Below are 17,316 nucleotides of genomic sequence, written 5' to 3' on the forward strand. Positions count from 1 at the left end.
ACAGCTGTTTTGGTATATAGTAAAATTAGTCGTATATTTGTCGAATTACCAGGGAAATAATCAAAAAATGGAGATGGTATGAAATGAGAGAGAAAATTGAATTAGAACTAGAACGAATTGAAAAAGAGAATGATGTGAAAATTTTATTTGCAGTGGAATCAGGGAGTCGTGCTTGGGGATTCCCATCGAAAGATAGCGATTATGATGTTAGGTTTGTTTATATACATCCAGTAGAATGGTATTTATCAATTCATGATAAGCGTGATGTAATCGAATATCCAATTAGTGATGATTTAGACATAAGTGGTTGGGATATTAAAAAGGCATTGCAACTGTTTGCAAAGTCAAATCCAGCGTTACTCGAATGGATTCGATCGCCGATTTTTTATTCGAAAAACTCGAACCTTCCAGAACAGCTTCAGCAAATGAGTGAAAAGGATTTTAATCCGAAATCAACGATATATCATTACTTACATATGGCTTCAAAAAACTATCGTGAATTTTTACAAGGTGAAAATGTAAAGTTGAAAAAGTACTTTTACGTATTACGTCCTATTTTAGCTTGTAAATGGTTAGAAGAGAAAGGGACATTGCCCCCAGTAGAATTTGACCGATTAATTATGGAACTATCAGTAGAGCCTAGTGTATTAGATGAAATTGAAAAGTTGTTAATAAAGAAAAAAGCAGGTACGGAATTAGATGTTGGATTGAAAATTGAGGTGTTAAATCAATTTTTAGAAGAACAAATTGATTATTATGAGCAATACGTGAAAGGGATTGAAAAGGGATTAGGGATTGATATTGAGAGTTTGAATACATTATTTCGAAATATGTTGTTTGAAGTATATGAAAAAGAGCACAAGTGAGTTTGTGCTCTTTTTGTGTTTTAGGAATAAAGAAAACGGTGCTAGTTACGGTTATTCTTACAAAAGGGAGTAAATGAAAACTCACGCTGAATCTGTAATTATTCGTTATCAACTCGCTTTAATGGTTGATCTGCTGGACCTTCCATAACATCCCCATCAATTGAAAAACGGGAACCGTGACAAGGGCAATCCCAAGTACAATCACCGTTATTCCATTCAACTTCACAGCCGAGGTGTGTGCAAGTTGTATCGACGATATGTAATTTTCCTTCTTTATCTTTATAAGCACCTGCTCGTTTACCGTTGACATGTACAACAGATCCTTCGCCAACTTCAAGATCTTCTGGCTTACGTAATGCGGTTTCAATTTTTCCTTCAATTAAGTGTTTAGCAACATCAATGTTCTGAGAGAGGAAAGTTTTTATATCTGGATTTGCATGAAAGCGTGATGGTGCAAACAGTTCTTTATATGGACTGTGGACTTTTAGAATGGAGTCCTTCAGTAAATGAGCTGCTGCAGTTCCAGTCGTCATTCCCCATTTACGATATCCAGTTGCCACAAATATATTTGGATTCCTTTCGTTAATATGTCCGATATAAGGAAGCTTATCTAGCGTGATTAAATCTTGTGCTGACCATCTATAGGGAACTTCATTTACTCCAAAAGTTGCTTCAGCAAAAGAATAGAGTGCTTCGTAATGAAGCATCGTATTTATTCCTTGTCCTGTTTTATGACTCTCTCCGCCAATCAATATCAACTTTTCTCCATTGCTTGTCGTATAACGTATGGAGCGTTTTGGATCATCGATACTTAAATACATGCCCCCTGGATAATCCGTTTTTGCTTTTATTGCGAGAGCATAGGAGCGTTCTGCGTACATTCGCGTAAAGAAAAAGCTATTAGCATCATAAAAAGGAAAATGTGAACAAGAGACAATATATTTACAAGTGATACGATGGTCACCCTTTGAAATTACTTGTGGATAATCTCCTTTTTCCACATCAATAGCTGTTGTTTGCTCATAAACCTTTCCGCCCATCTCCACAAACTTTTCTAAAAGTACTTTTAAATAAAGGAGGGGATGGAATTGCGCTTGATTTTTCATCACAAGTGCAGATTGTACGGGAATAGGAATCGACAGGGATTGAACATAGTCGCAAGGAATATTTAATTTTTGATAGGCTTCATATTCTTTCGTTAAATTTCGCAGGCCATTATTGGTAGTTGTATATAAATACGAATCTTCATTTGTGAAATTACAGTCGATTTTATATGTTTGTACAGTCTCGTTTATGAATTGTAGAGCTTTACTATTTGATTCGTAGTAAAGCCTGGCTTTTTCAACACCAAAATTGTTTATTAATTCATCATAAATAAGATCATGTTGAGCTGTTACTTTTGCGGTTGTATGCCCAGTTGTTCCATTTAAAACAGAACCAGAATCAATTAAAACGACTTTCATTCCTTCTTTAGCGAGTAAATAGGCGGTGGTAATGCCTGTAATACCAGCTCCGATAACAGCAACTTCTGTCTTTATATTTTCGGATAAATGAGGAAAAGTAGGAAATTGAGTAGATTCAATCCAATAGGATGATGGTAACTGCGGAAATGTGTCATCTGTCATTTTGAAAACCTCCAAATTAGAACAATTTTCCTTTTAATATTTCCATATTATATGGAATTCATGTATGTTGTTTTCGTAGCGTTCTATTTTTACCAAACGAAAGAAAAAATATTTTAATATAATTATTTTATTGGGGCAGTATGAAGAAGTAGGATTTATATAAAGCTAAATTCAAGTGATTCCATTTGTTGATTACATAGAGAGTTCTTTAATAAGATAGAGTCTATGTTGTTTAAGTGGATATGTATATATACCTGATAAATCCTTATGAAATCTATGCTTTTTCTTTAGTGAAATAAAGTATAATTATAAAAATATAACCAACTTTTATTACTAGGTCATAAAAGTTGTTGACAATATAGAAATTCTATTGTTATGATTCATCATGTGGAAAGGTTGATAGAGAGTAAAAAGAGAAATGTTTTTCATTGATAATAAAAGCGAAAATTAAGTGACGATAGAGTGAGTATATTTTCCTTATGATAAATGCTTTTTGGATCACGTAGTAAAATCAATCTGGAAGCAAGAATTGATATATGCAAGTTGCGCGGGGCGCGGCATAAGAAAGGGGCAAAAGGATGAAGGAGCTTCATACGTTTGGGTGGTATGCAGCACGTGTAGCACCACATTTGCCGAAAAAAGCATTTAAACCAGTTCCTAATCGATTATTTGGTGGACTGGCTTATTTACTTGTGGCATTGGCTGGTTTAATAACGATCGGTGTATTTGAATTGAATGTGTGGGCAAATCTAGGAATTGCAATTGTTCTTGGATTATGTTTTGCTTCACTTGGATTTTTAGGACATGAAATTTTACATGGAACAGTTGTAAGAAAGGCATGGCTTCGTGATTTTTTAGGTGCGATAGCATTTATGCCATTATCAACTGGCCCAAAACTTTGGAGAAAGTGGCATAATGCAACGCATCATGTTCACACACAGCATGAAGAGAATGATCCAGATGCATGGCCGACATTTGAGAAACTGAAAAAGAGTAAGTTTTTGAGTTGGGTATATCGCATGCCTCTTCATGTACGTTCATTCTTTAGTTTCCTGTCACTAACAATTCAATTTACGTTACATTCGACTCGAATGTTCTTTCATTTTATAAAAGAATTTAAGTCATCCAATCAAAAATCTGTATGGCTTCAACTTCTTTTGCCCTGGACAGTTTGGATTAGTTTATTGTTTATTATGGGACCTACAAAGTGGTTCTTTGCATACGTGATTCCGTTGTTAATTGCTAACTTTATTGTAATGGCGTATATCGCAACAAATCACCGCTTAAATCCAATTGTTCCAGTAAATGATCCGTTAGCAAACTGTTTATCAGTAACAGTACCGCGCTGGGTAGACGTTTTACATTTCAATTTCTCATACCATACAGAACATCATCTGTTTCCTGCTATGAGTTCTAAATACTATCCATTAGTAAAAGATAAAATTAAAGAAATGTGGCCGGAACGCTATCACGAAATGCCGATGACAAAAGCTTTGGCAGCACTTTGGAATACACCACGTGTGTATTATCACGGAAGTGAATTAGTTGATCCGCATAGGGAGCATTTCTATGGTTCTTTAGGAAATGGATTGGATCCTCATAATATTTCATATCGTGAGGAACATATAGAGGAAAAAGAGACTATAAAAAAAGTAAATCAATAATAGACATATTTTACGATGAAAAAGCAAGCTCTCTTAGAGCTTGCTTTTTGTTATAAAGAGACTTCTTTCTTGTTCTTCGTCTTGACCTGGACAGAGTTATTTTCTTTTCGTTGAAGTCGTTTTTCTAAAAGATTAACAAAATAAGTAAATAGAAGAACAAGTACGAGGTAATATAAACCAACAATTATATATGTATCTAATTGTTGGAAGTTACTTGCAGCAATTGATAAACCTGATCCCCATAATTCGGACAATCCTACGTAAGCAACAAGAGAAGAATCTTTTAATCCAATAATAAATTGGTTCCCTAGAGGGGGAAGAGACAGACGAAATGCTTGTGGTAATATAATTCGGCGCATAGCTAAAGGGTAAGGCATACCTAAAGAGCGAGCAGCTTCCAATTGTCCACGGTCAACGGACTGAATGGATCCGCGGAAAATTTCAGTAATATATGCACCGTTATGGATTGCTAAAGCAATTGCTCCTGCCCAAAAAGGAGTGAAGACAATAATCGATGTAATACCGAAATAGAGAATGGCAATTTGAACAATTAAAGGTGTACCACGAATAATGGCGATATATACATGAGCAATACTATTTAAAACCTTATTGTTAGAGATTCGAAAGAAAGCGACTAGTAATCCAATTAGTGAACCGAGTAATAGGGATGTTAATGTTAATTGTAATGTGACAATAGTAGCCTTTAAGAGTGTGGGATAGGTAGAGATAAAAATTTCAAACATATGTGTCACCTCATATTGTATGGATTTTAGTAGTGAATGAAGTGCCCCACATACAAAGTGGGGCATAATGTATGAAACATTTGACTAGCTAATTTACTTCGTTTTTTCCTCTTCACCGAGAATATTACGCCCAAACCATTTTTTACTGATCTTTTCATACGTACCATCTTTAATGATTTCATCTAAAGCTTTATTTACTTTCTCAACCATTTCTTTATCATCTTTACGAATAGCAATTCCCATTTCATCAAGATTTAATGGTTTTCCAGCTTCTTTTATATTTGATTTACCTTCTTTGATCATACGTAAACCGACCATTTGATCAGTGATTACTGCATCAATACGTCCAGGCTCTAAGTCCATAAGTGCAGTAATATCGCTATCATATTCTGTGATTTGATCTGTATGTTTTGCAACAAGGTCTTTAAAGGTACTAGCTTTTACAACACCAATTTTCTTACCTTTCAAATCTTCTGGAGAAGAGATAGATGTATTCTTTTTAGCCACAAAAATTTGGGCACCAGAACGATAATAAGGATTGGAGAAACTAACAGCTTTTAAGCGTTCTTCTGTAATTGCCATACTGCCCAATATAGCATCATATTTTTTCGATTGTAGACCTTGAATTAGCGTTTCCCATGGATTTGTAATAGGAGTGGGTTTCATATTCATTTTTTTCGCAAGTGCCTCACCAATTTCCACATCAAAACCGGCAAGCTTTCCGTCATTTTCTTTATAGTTAAAAGGTTTATATAAGCCACTCATCGCATAACGAAATTCTTTTTCACCATTTGAAGAAGTAGTAGCACTTTCCTTACTACAGGCTCCTAGTATGAAGGATGTACATAATGTAATACTCGCAACAATGGTTAATAGTTTTCTTTTCATAAAACCCCTCCTATATATTGATCATACGGATGGTTTTAAGTATGTTACTGAGATATTTTATTTGGACAATTAGTTGTGCACCGTATGGATGTATTTCTTTCCATTTGAAACAGAAGTTACATTATAAAACGTTACGTAAAAATTGTTTTGCTCGTTCATGTGATGGAGCTGAAAAGAATTGTGCTGGCGGAGCGTCCTCTACAATCTTTCCGTCATCCATAAATATGACGCGATCAGCTACATCTCTTGCGAAATTCATTTCATGAGTAACAATAATCATGGTCATTCCTTCTTCAGCAAGTTCTTTCATAACTTGCAATACTTCTCCAACAAGTTCAGGGTCTAAGGCTGAGGTAGGTTCATCAAATAGCATAATTTTAGGATTCATAGCAAGAGCTCGTGCAATCGCAACGCGTTGTTTTTGACCACCTGAAAGTAGGTGAGGAGTTACATCCGCTTTATCTTGTAGGCCGACTTTTTGCAAAAGCTGATTTCCGATATCCTTTGCATTTACTGTTTCTAATTTTTTTACATGAATAGGTGCTTCTATGATGTTTTCTAGTGAGGTCATATGAGGAAAGAGGTTAAAGTGTTGAAAAACCATACCGACATTTTCACGGACTTTGTTTAAATTTGAATGCTTTGGATCAATTCGTTCACCTTGTAAGTGAATTTCACCTTCATCGTACATTTCTAAAAAGTTAAGACAGCGAAGTAATGTACTTTTACCGGAACCACTGGCACCAATTAAAACAACAACTTCTTTTTCTTTTACTTCTAAATCAATTCCTTTTAAAACATCAAGCGAGCCGAATGATTTTACTAGATTTCGAACTTGAATCATACAAAACCCCCAGTCAAAAATATATTTTACAAATGTTTCCCCTTATTTCTGTTATTAGTCATAAATTGTCAGAATCCTTTATTTTTTTCGTATAATTTGATATTCAAAGAAATAATGGTTTTTAAAATCCCTATATCTTTCTATAACGAAAATATGGATAATAATATATAGGTAGTACTTATATTGCTTATAAGAAGGGGGAAAGAAGAGATGGGAAAAGAAAGAAAAACATTTTCTTTTGGCTTACGTACACAACTTATGCTATTCACTACAGTTTTAGCTTTAATTACATATTCAACAAGTTTAATTTTCATTTACGTTATATATGATTATTTTCAAAGTTATGTAAGTCAAACTGTTTATAATATTATCGTTATGTTATTAGGTGTAGTATGGTCTGGAATTTTAGCGTATGGGGCAGCGATATTTTTAATTAAACCACTTCGAAAGTTGGAAGAAGCAGCAAGGAAAGCGGCTGAAGGTGATATTCGTGAAGATGTCCCATTGCCAAAGACCGATGATGAGATTAAATCTTTAAGTGTTGCATTTAATATGATGCTAGGGAACTTAAGGGGCATGGTAAAAAATATCGATACTACATTTTCGTATACAAATAATCAAGTTCAGCAAATTAGAAGACAAACATGGGAAGCGACAAAGCAAGCACGCGGTGTGTCTGAAACTCTTGCAGAGATTTCTTCTGGCGCCGAGCAATCAGCAGCTTCCATTCAGGCGATTGTTTCAACTGTCGATACAACAACCTCTATTGCGAGTGAAGTAAAAGAAAAAGCAAAACAGTCCGACGAGTTGTCTTTAGAAATGGTTCAAGCTTTAGGACAAAGTACACGTGTCTTTACTTCTTTAATTCAAGGCATTCAAACATTGGCAAAAGAGAATGAAGATTCGATGCAAAATGTACAGAAGTTAGAAGAACGAATGAAACAAGTTGAACATATTGTTTCTGTTGTGAGTGAGATTGCTAGCCAAACAAATTTATTAGCACTCAACGCTTCTATTGAGGCAGCTCGTGCAGGAGAGCATGGAAGGGGCTTTGCGGTTGTAGCAGAAGAAGTACGTAAACTTGCTGATGAAAGTGATCATTCCGCAAGAAACATATCGCAGTTATTACGTAATATGCAAGATGAAGTACAGCAAGTCGCATTGAAAATGACAGAGCAGGTGAAGACAGCTAAAGAAGAGGCGAAACGCGGAGAAGCTACAGAATTAATTTTAAAAGAAATGTCATCAAGTGTTATGGAAGTAGCCGATACAACTAAGCAAATTAGTAGTTATATGAATGAACAAGTGAGTCATATTCATCAAACAGGAGCACAAACAAAGGCTGTAGCAGCAATTGCGGAAGAAACGTCAGCTGGTTCACAAGAAGTGGCACGTGTGACATTGCAACAGTCTAAAAATATGATAGCAATCGATCAATTATTAAAAGACTTAGAGAAGCAATCAGCGGATTTGAAACAAACGATTGAACGATTTTCAATGTAAAAGAGAAGAACAGAATGCTGTTCTTCTCTTTTTTTAGCTAGATTTAATATCTACAGTTAAAAAGTATAAACTATGAACGTTTCCGCAACATTCTTTTCTGTCCCTTTCGGATGAAAATTATAGCGAGCTATAATATTAAAAGGGGTGTCTTTTATGAAAAAAGAAAAAAGACAACGATTAATTAAACAATTTGTAAAGGAGTATGAAATAGAGAAGCAAGAAAGATTAGTAGAATTGTTAGCAAAAAAAGATGTATTAGTAACACAAGCTACAGTTTCTCGAGATATTCGTGAGTTAAACTTAACGAAGGTACCTTCTCAAGAAGGATTAATGATATATAAATTTTTCTCAGAAGAGCATTTACAAACTGATATAAAGTTAAAGAAAAAATTACGAGAGGTTGTTGTAAAAATTGATTGTGTAGATCAATTAATGGTTATTAAAACATTACCCGGTAATGCACATGTTATTGGTGCTTTGTTTGATGAGTTAGATTGGAAAGAAAAAATAGGATGTATATGTGGAAATGATACATGCCTTATAATTTCTCAGTCGAAATCAGATAGGGAGATTTTAGAAGAAAGGTTAAATTTAATTATTTAGATGCAAAATCCTGTTTTTAATAAAAATTAAAAACAGGATTTTTTTAAAAATACGGAAGTTAAATATTCAGCATATATGCGTAATATATGTATTTTTTTATTGAAAAAGCGGGATGGAATGTTATAAAAATACAAATTTATATGATTTTAAAAAAATAACTTGTTTAATATTTCACAATGATAATGTGGATGTTTTCACAAAAATGAAAGCGCGTAGCATTTATTATGTACTTGTAAGACATCAAACATATTTAAAAGGAGGTACAACAAATGAAGCATCCGATACATGTTACTTCAGAAATTGGGGAATTACAAACAGTTTTATTAAAACGACCTGGTAAAGAAGTGGAAAACTTAACGCCAGATTATTTGCAACAATTATTATTTGACGATATTCCATACTTACCAATTATTCAAAAAGAGCATGATTATTTTGCACAAACATTACGCAATCGGGGTGTTGAAGTTCTTTATTTAGAAAAACTAGCTGCTGAGGCATTAGTAGATAAAAAACTTCGAGAAGAATTTGTTGATCGTATTTTAGAAGAAGGACAGGCTGACGTAAATGTTGCACATCAAACTTTAAAAGAATATTTACTTTCCTTTTCAAATGAAGAATTGGTTCAAAAAATTATGGGTGGTGTACGGAAAAACGAAATTGAAACAAGTAAGAAGACACATTTATACGAATTAATGGAAGATCATTATCCGTTTTACTTAGACCCAATGCCTAATTTATATTTTACTCGTGATCCAGCAGCTAGCGTGGGCGATGGTTTAACGATAAATAAGATGAGAGAACCGGCGCGTAGACGTGAATCATTATTCATGGAGTACATCATTAAATATCATCCAAGATTTGCAAATCACAATGTGCCAATTTGGCTAGATCGTGATTATAAGTTTCCGATTGAAGGTGGCGATGAGCTAATTTTAAATGAAGAAACAATTGCAATTGGAGTATCTGCCCGTACGTCAGCTAAAGCAATTGAACGTTTAGCTAAAAATCTTTTTAGCCGACAAAATAAAATTAAGAAAGTGTTAGCAATAGAAATTCCAAAATGCCGAGCATTTATGCATTTAGATACAGTGTTTACAATGGTTGATTATGACAAGTTTACAATTCACCCAGCCATTCAAGGGCCAAAAGGAAATATGAATATTTATATTTTAGAAAAAGGTCCAGATGCGGAAAATCTTAAAATTACACATCGTACTTCTTTAATGGAAGCATTAAAAGGGGTATTAGGTTTAAGTGAATTAGTTCTTATTCCTTGTGGAGGAGGAGATGCAATTGCTTCCGCCCGTGAACAATGGAATGACGGTTCTAATACATTAGCAATTGCGCCAGGTGTAGTTGTTACATATGATCGCAACTATGTATCCAATACTTTATTAAGGGAGCATGGTATAGAAGTCATTGAGGTGCTAAGTTCGGAATTATCTCGTGGTCGTGGGGGTCCACGTTGCATGAGTATGCCAATTGTTCGTAAAGATATTTAGTATAAATAACGGAGAAAGTAGGGATGAAGTATGTTAATGACTAGACCAAATTTAAAAGGAAGAAGTTTTCTAGCTGAAAAAGATTTTACACAAGAAGAATTATTATATTTTCTAGATTTAGCAGCAGAATTAAAAGAGAAAAAGAAAAACGGTGTCCCACATCATTATTTAGAAGGTAAAAATGTAGCGCTATTATTTGAAAAAACCTCTACTCGTACGCGATGTGCATTTACAGTAGCGTGTACGGATTTGGGGGCGAACCCTGAATATTTAGGGAAAGGTGATATTCAGCTTGGGAAAAAAGAATCCGTAGAGGATACAGCAAAAGTGTTAGGACGCATGTTTGACGGAATTGAGTTTCGTGGATTTAATCATGAAACTGTAGAATCTTTAGCACAAAATTCTGGTGTGCCGGTTTGGAATGGATTAACAGATATGTGGCATCCAACACAAACACTTGCAGATTTATTAACAATTAGAGAACATGTAGGGAAATTAGAAAATGTGAAGCTCGTTTACGTTGGAGATGGACGAAATAATGTTGCTAATAGCTTACTAGTTGGTGGAGCGATCGTTGGAATGGATGTACGTATTTGTACACCGGAATCTTTATGGCCAGAGCAAGAAGTAATTGATTTAGCAAAAAAATATAATGAACAGGTAATGATAACAAGTAATGTGGAAGAAGCTGTTGCGAATGCAGATGTAATTTATACAGATGTATGGGTGTCTATGGGTGAGGAAGAAAAATTTGCTGAACGTGTCGAGTTATTGAAACCTTATCAAGTAAATATGAAAATGATTAAAGAAACAGGAAATGAAAATGTGATTTTCTTACATTGTTTACCCGCATTCCATGATGTTGAAACGATGTATGGTGAGGAAGTTTATGAGAAATATGGGTTGAGGGAAATGGAGGTAACTGACGAAGTATTCCGCAGTAAACATTCAAAAGTATTTGATCAGGCTGAAAATAGAATGCATACAATTAAAGCGGTTATGGCAGCTACTTTAGGAAATATGGAGTAAGAAGAAAGGGAGTCTTCCTTTCTTCTTTCTCCTCCTTTAGACACTATCATTCACTATGGCTTTCGTATTGTTATTGCAATTAAAGAGAGGTGAGTGGAATGGATGAAGATAAGAAATTAGGGTTGTTTACATTAACGGCGCTTGTAGTGGGGTCTATGATTGGCGGTGGAGCATTTAATTTAGCAAGTGATATGGCAAAAGGTGCTGGTGCTGGAGCCATTATTATTGGTTGGGTTATAACAGGAATTGGGATGATTGCGCTTGGATTATCTTTTCAAAATCTAACTGTAAAACGGCCAGATTTAGATGGCGGTATTTTTAGCTATGCAAAAGCAGGATTTGGTAATTTCATGGGATTTAATAGTGCGTGGGGATATTGGCTATCTGCCTGGCTTGGTAATGTAGCTTACGGTACATTATTGTTTTCTTCATTAGGGTATTTCTTCCCAATCTTTGAAGGCGGTCAAAATGTAGCATCCATTATTGGTGCAAGCGTATTATTATGGTGTGTTCACATGTTAATTTTACGTGGAGTTCAATCAGCAGCACTTGTGAATTTAGTAACTACAATCGCAAAATTAGTACCTGTATTTGTATTTATTGTTATAGGAATCTTCGCGTTTCATATTGATACGTTTCTAGATGGATTTTGGGGACAAACTGGTTCTTTTTCATGGGGAGCGGTTGGCAGCCAAGTTAAAAGTACAATGCTTGTAACTTTATGGGTGTTTATTGGGGTAGAAGGGGCTGTTGTTTTATCTAGTCGAGCAAAAAATAGAAGTGATGTAGGGAAAGCAACGGTTATTGGCTTAATCGGTACACTCATCATTTACATTTTAATTACATTACTGTCTCTTGGACTTATGCAGCAAGCAGATATTGCTAATTTGAAAAATCCGTCTATGGCTTATTTATTTGAAAGTGTTGTTGGAAAATGGGGGGCTATCTTTATTAATTTAGGTTTAGTCATCTCTGTATTAGGTGCTTGGTTAGGCTGGACTTTACTCGCATCTGAAATTCCATATTTGGCGGCTAAAGACGGAGTATTTCCAAAATGGTTTGCAAAAGAAAATAAAAATAAGGCTCCAATAAATTCATTATGGATAACAAATGGCTTAATTCAAATGTTCTTATTAACATTCGTCGTTTCCGATCAGGCGTATAACTTTGCATTCTCTTTAGCATCTTCAGCTATTTTAATCCCATATGCTTTTTCAGCATTTTATCAACTGAAGCATAGCTTAAAGTCTGAAGAAGTGGATCGAAATAAAAATATAATAATTGGTTTGATAGCAAGTATTTATGGTGTGTGGTTAGTTTATGCAGCTGGTTTAGAGTATTTATTATTAACAATGACCTTATATGCGCCAGGTATTTTTATTTTTTACAATGTTCAAAAGCAAAAGAGTTCGAAGCAAATATTTACTCGAGTGGAATTAGCATCATCGGTAGCAATTGGTGCTTTAGCATTCTTTGCGATTTATGGATTAATTACAGGCAGTATTACTTTATAAAGCGCTGTGAAAGCGAAATTAACTGGAGGGCTGAAATATGGCACGAAGAAAAATTGTAGTTGCACTAGGGGGAAATGCGATACAGTCTGGAAAAGCTACTGCAGGGGCACAGCAAGAAGCATTAGAAAAAACAGCGGAACAACTTGTGAAAATAATGGAAAATGATGTAGATATAGTAATTGCGCACGGAAATGGCCCGCAAGTGGGGAATATTTTATTACAGCAAAAAGCTGCAGAAACGGAAAAGACACCTGCAATGCCATTAGATACTTGTGGTGCAATGAGCCAAGGGATGATTGGATATTGGATGGAAAATGCGATTGAAAAGGCATTGAAAAAACGGAATATAAAAAAAGACGTAGCAACGGTTATAACACGCGTTGTCGTGGATGAAAAAGATGAGGCATTTAAAAATCCAACTAAACCAATTGGTCCTTTTTATACGGAAGAAGAAGCAAGAAGATTAATGGAAGAAACAAAAGCAGTGTTTAAAGAGGATGCTGGCAGAGGGTGGAGACGTGTTGTTCCATCACCGAAGCCTGTAAGTATTCATGAGCATAAAGTAATTAATTCTTTAGTTGAGGATGGAAATATAGTGATAGCTGTTGGTGGTGGTGGAATTCCAGTAATTGATTCCGAAGAAGGGTTAAAAGGAACTGAAGCGGTTATCGATAAAGATTTCGCTGCGCAGAAATTAGCTGAATTAGTAGATGCTGATACGCTCGTAATTTTAACTGCAGTTGATCATGTGTATGTAAATTATAATCAACTGAATCAAAAGAAATTAGAGCATGTCACAGTGAATCAATTAGAAGAATACATTGAGGAAAAACAATTTGCTGCGGGAAGTATGCTTCCAAAAATTGAAGCTGCTATTAATTTTGTTAATACAAATCCAAAAAGAAAAACAATTATTACGTCTTTAGAAAAAGTATATGAAGCACTAGAAGAAAAAGCTGGTACTATTATTTCTAAACAGAATGTATGCATGTATGTTTAAATAATTGTGTGCGCTATTTATTAGTAAAAAAAGAATGAAGTTAGTAACTTCATTCTTTTTATTTATTAATATTTTTTGTACTCATTGTTCATAAAGTTTTCATGATGAAATCTTAACATATAAGTTAATTATGATAAAATTTAATTTGAATACGCTTTCTTGATTTTTCGCTCCAACATACAGCAAGAGAGAGGGAATTTTATGAATAGACGGAACGTAGTTAAAGACTTAAAACAATTTGAATTATTTGCTCATTTAACAGAAAAGAAATTGAAAGGTTTGGCGGAGTTTGTCTATTGGCGAACTTATAAAAAGGGTCAATTTTTATTTTTAGAAGGGGATTCAAGAGAAAGAATTTACTTCATGTTAGATGGTTTTGTAAAGTTAGAGCGGGTAAATCAAAGTGGAAATTTATTATATGATGACTATGTAAAGCGGTATTCTATTTTTCCTTATGGTGGTATGTTTACAGACAGAGGATATAACTATACGGCAGAAGCGATGACAGATGTAGAGGTATATTATATTCCGACAGTAATTTTCGAAGATATGGTGAAATCTAGTAGGACGCAATTAATGTACGTTGTTCAGCAATTATCATCAATATTAAAACTAAACGAAAATCGAGTGCAAAATATTACAATTCCTAATGCACAAGATCGAGTCATTCAAACATTAAATTATTTAATGCAAGATTTAGGAGAACAGAGTGGCGAAACGATTGTAATTTCATGCCCACTTACAACAATTGAAATATCAAAAATATCTGGGACGTCCCGAGAGACGGTTAGCGGCGTATTAAAACAATTAAAAAACGATAGTATTGTTACAATTCTGGATAAAAAAATTACAATACATAATCCAACATATTTTGAGGAGATCTCTATGTGAAAATTGCATATTGATTTTCTAATTCATATTGTATATTAATAAGGTTCTTTATATATTTATAAGGAACTTTTTTACGTTATCCTCTATAAAATGATTGTATATTATGGTAATAATAGCTAAAATCGATAATAAAAAAGCAAAAGGAAGGGGAGAAGGAATGGTTCGAATTGAGTATGATCGATTAGTAGCTATTTGTTACAGTATAGGGGTTTTGTTATTATTAAAAATTCCAAACGATAATGAATTAATTGGGGAAAAACTATTCAATTTCTATAAGGTTCCGGTATATACATATATTTATATGGGTTATAAAGTTTCAAATATATTAATTGTTTCTTTCGTACTACATATAATCGCATTTATATTATTTGTAAAATGGCTAGTAAAAAAGAAATCTAGTACATTTAGAACAATGAATAAGATAAAAGTAGTAGGCATTAGTATTTTGATTTTAATGATGCCGTTTATTTTAAATAACATTCTCCATACATTGAATAAAACATGGTACTACGCAGGAAAAACAGGGGTAGAGGCGATAGAATATAAAAAAGAAGATAGCCAGTGTAGAATGGAGAAAAATGGAGAGGGTATCGAACAAAAATGCATTGTGACTTTAAAAAATTATCGTAATCATTCACAGGCATTAAAAGTTGTTTTATATGATAATGCAAACGAGAATTCAAAAGGTTATCCAGTACCGAAACCAGTCTATTTACAAAAACATGAGACAAAACAATTCGAATTTCAAATTCCTGTTGCTTATAATAGCGGTATTGAAAAAGATAAAGTACCAAATATTAAATTACATTCATTGCATAAAAATGATGAGAAATACAATTAATCCGTAATTGAAAGTTTATGAGTAGGAGCAATAATTTGAAAAGATATAGAAAATCAACTTGAATCATCCAACATGCTGTGAGGTAACGGCATATTGGATGGTTTTTTATTTTATCCCCTTTTTTACGTATGAAAGGGTGGGATACTTTGTTGAAAACGAAAAACATTACAAGGGTCATACGCTGTCTTCACTTTATGCAACCTTTGAAAATTAGAGCCATAATAACTAGTTTGCCAATTTTTTATGTCGATATCGGGCCAATTGACATAGTCTCCTAATGTGTAAGGATCTAAGCTTTCCCGTAAATCTTTAACCCAGCGTATATTTCGATTTTCTTCATCGTTGCATTTCCAAGAAGTAATATATTCTTGAGCAATAATTGCCTTGCGGTGGAAATAAGCTGTTTCATTAGGCGAAATGTTTTCTACAGCACCTACGAGTGATTGGTGCCAAATACTCGCATCTTTATTTGGTGCATGAGAAAGAAAATATTGTAAGATTTGAATACCTTTAAGAGGGATAGGTTTATATACGTAGGAACCAGAGCGTTTGAATTTTTCAGGAATATTGCCGCTATTAAAGAATTGAACAGCCTTTATATACGGGACTTCATCTATAAAGAGAGAAGGATTACCAGTTTCAAGAAGAGGAGATAATAGATGATAGAGTTCAGAAGGAGAGCCGACAAATTCACCTTTCACCTCGATTTTATTTCGTTGTTTAGAGAATAATTCAATTGATGAAGTGAGACGTTCATCTATATAAGGTGCCCAGTTTTGCCAAGCTTGAAATGCAGCAATAAAGTCTTTCCATTCCCATGTAAGTGAGAAAATTGATACGTTTTTAATAGGGTGGACTCGAAAGGTTAAGGAAGTAATAATCCCGAAATTTCCACCGCCACCGCCACGGCATGCCCAAAATAGGTTAGGGTTTTCTTGTTCATTTGCACGAATGATTTTTGCACCAAATTTCCCGCACGCTTGTACCATTTCGACTTCTACTAATTGATCACATGTTAGTCCAAATAAGCGTGAAAGCATGCCAATGCCACCGCCGAGTGTTAACCCCACAATTCCGACACTTGCACTTGTGCCAGCTGGTATTGTAACACCATATTTCCAAAGTTTTTTGTACACAGTGCCAAGATTTGCACCCGCTTCAATTGTTGCTGTTAATTTTCCTGTACTAACCGTAATTTGCTTCATTTCACTCACATCAATAATAAGCCCGCCATTTAAAAGAGAGAAATTTTCGTAGCTATGTCGTCCACTTCTTAAGCGAAATGGTATATGACGCTCACGTGCCCATTTTAAGGCGTTACACACATCATTTTTATTTTGACAAAAAACAATAATACAAGGAAATTTTGGAATGCTTAAATTTAAATTTATTCGGGCTATGTCATACCCAGGATCCGAGGGAACGACGATACGACCAGTTAATTTTGTTTGTTTCAATTTATATCTCCTTTCTGAAATAATATGAGCTTGTATTAGTATATGAAGAGTGTATTTAACACGCATGGACGAGAAGAAGAGAAGGGTTAGATTTATCCCGTTATTTGCGAGCGGTAAGACAATCCGGCTGAAAAAAAGAAGATAGGGCTGCTCGTAAAATCTCGATTGGTAAGGGCTAATAATCAGCGGGGAATGGACACCTCCTTAACGATTAAAGTTTCACTTTATCTTTGTGAGAAATAAATAAGGCATAAGAATAAGGAAACTACATAGAGTTCAATGAAAACAGTTGCAAACTATTCATATTTTGTTATGATAGTGTTACGAAAACGTTTGCATAAAAAAT

Annotated in this window: 15 protein-coding genes; 10 read left to right on the forward strand and 5 right to left on the reverse strand. The window is 34.4% G+C overall.

Annotation, left to right across the window (positions count from 1 at the left end; all coding sequences use genetic code 11):
* Positions 1–83 precede the first annotated feature (83 nt).
* Positions 84–866: a nucleotidyltransferase domain-containing protein gene (locus QCI77_RS02110; protein ID WP_002191799.1), complete on the forward strand. Its 783-nt coding sequence runs from the start codon at positions 84–86 to the stop codon at positions 864–866.
* Positions 867–964: 98 nt separating this feature from the next.
* Here QCI77_RS02110 and QCI77_RS02115 read toward each other — a convergent pair whose 3' ends face one another.
* Positions 965–2,491 (reverse strand): FAD-dependent oxidoreductase, encoded by a 1,527-nt coding sequence (locus QCI77_RS02115; RefSeq protein ID WP_113770340.1) that lies wholly within the window; start codon positions 2,489–2,491, stop codon positions 965–967.
* Between the two features lie 578 nt (positions 2,492–3,069).
* On the opposite strand from QCI77_RS02115, the gene desB reads away from it, so the two are divergent.
* Positions 3,070–4,155: a Delta(10) desaturase DesB gene (desB, locus tag QCI77_RS02120; RefSeq protein WP_002091268.1), complete on the forward strand. Its 1,086-nt coding sequence runs from the start codon at positions 3,070–3,072 to the stop codon at positions 4,153–4,155.
* A 50-nt stretch (positions 4,156–4,205) separates the two neighbouring features.
* On the opposite strand, the gene QCI77_RS02125 is transcribed toward desB, so the two are convergent.
* From QCI77_RS02125 to QCI77_RS02135, 3 genes are all read right to left on the reverse strand, one after another.
* On the reverse strand, positions 4,206–4,898 hold the full coding sequence (locus tag QCI77_RS02125; protein ID WP_113770341.1) for an amino acid ABC transporter permease: 693 nt from the start codon (positions 4,896–4,898) through the stop codon (positions 4,206–4,208).
* A gap of 93 nt (positions 4,899–4,991) precedes the next feature.
* Positions 4,992–5,786, reverse strand: a complete 795-nt coding sequence (locus QCI77_RS02130; protein ID WP_002016697.1) for an ABC transporter substrate-binding protein — start codon at positions 5,784–5,786, stop codon at positions 4,992–4,994.
* A gap of 121 nt (positions 5,787–5,907) precedes the next feature.
* Positions 5,908–6,630, reverse strand: coding sequence for an amino acid ABC transporter ATP-binding protein (locus QCI77_RS02135; RefSeq protein WP_113770342.1), 723 nt, complete (start codon positions 6,628–6,630; stop codon positions 5,908–5,910).
* A 210-nt stretch (positions 6,631–6,840) separates the two neighbouring features.
* Between QCI77_RS02135 and QCI77_RS02140 the strand changes: the two genes are divergently transcribed.
* From QCI77_RS02140 to QCI77_RS02175, 8 genes are all read left to right on the forward strand, one after another.
* The gene (locus QCI77_RS02140; protein WP_113770343.1) at positions 6,841–8,133 is read left to right on the forward strand and encodes a methyl-accepting chemotaxis protein; all 1,293 of its coding nucleotides are present in this window, start codon (positions 6,841–6,843) and stop codon (positions 8,131–8,133) included.
* Positions 8,134–8,286: 153 nt separating this feature from the next.
* Positions 8,287–8,736: an arginine repressor gene (gene argR, locus QCI77_RS02145; RefSeq protein ID WP_033708744.1), complete on the forward strand. Its 450-nt coding sequence runs from the start codon at positions 8,287–8,289 to the stop codon at positions 8,734–8,736.
* Between the two features lie 269 nt (positions 8,737–9,005).
* On the forward strand, positions 9,006–10,238 hold the full coding sequence (gene arcA / locus QCI77_RS02150; RefSeq protein WP_107887808.1) for an arginine deiminase: 1,233 nt from the start codon (positions 9,006–9,008) through the stop codon (positions 10,236–10,238).
* 30 nt (positions 10,239–10,268) lie between these two features.
* Entirely contained in the window at positions 10,269–11,267 is a 999-nt protein-coding gene (argF, locus tag QCI77_RS02155) for an ornithine carbamoyltransferase (protein ID WP_002029543.1), read from the forward strand.
* Positions 11,268–11,365: 98 nt separating this feature from the next.
* Entirely contained in the window at positions 11,366–12,781 is a 1,416-nt protein-coding gene (gene arcD, locus QCI77_RS02160) for an arginine-ornithine antiporter (protein ID WP_000343045.1), read from the forward strand.
* A 37-nt stretch (positions 12,782–12,818) separates the two neighbouring features.
* The gene (arcC, locus tag QCI77_RS02165; protein ID WP_002139469.1) at positions 12,819–13,781 is read left to right on the forward strand and encodes a carbamate kinase; all 963 of its coding nucleotides are present in this window, start codon (positions 12,819–12,821) and stop codon (positions 13,779–13,781) included.
* Between the two features lie 201 nt (positions 13,782–13,982).
* Positions 13,983–14,672 (forward strand): Crp/Fnr family transcriptional regulator, encoded by a 690-nt coding sequence (locus QCI77_RS02170; RefSeq protein ID WP_001081901.1) that lies wholly within the window; start codon positions 13,983–13,985, stop codon positions 14,670–14,672.
* A 157-nt stretch (positions 14,673–14,829) separates the two neighbouring features.
* The gene (locus tag QCI77_RS02175) at positions 14,830–15,513 is read left to right on the forward strand and encodes a hypothetical protein (protein ID WP_060751225.1); all 684 of its coding nucleotides are present in this window, start codon (positions 14,830–14,832) and stop codon (positions 15,511–15,513) included.
* Positions 15,514–15,635: 122 nt separating this feature from the next.
* Here the strand turns inward: QCI77_RS02175 and QCI77_RS02180 are convergent, their stop codons facing one another.
* On the reverse strand, positions 15,636–16,970 hold the full coding sequence (locus tag QCI77_RS02180) for an FAD-binding oxidoreductase (RefSeq protein WP_353824456.1): 1,335 nt from the start codon (positions 16,968–16,970) through the stop codon (positions 15,636–15,638).
* Positions 16,971–17,316 lie beyond the last annotated feature (346 nt).

The sequence above is a fragment of the Bacillus cereus group sp. MG9 genome (assembly GCF_040459995.1).
Classification (GTDB): Bacteria; Bacillota; Bacilli; order Bacillales; family Bacillaceae_G; genus Bacillus_A; species Bacillus_A mycoides.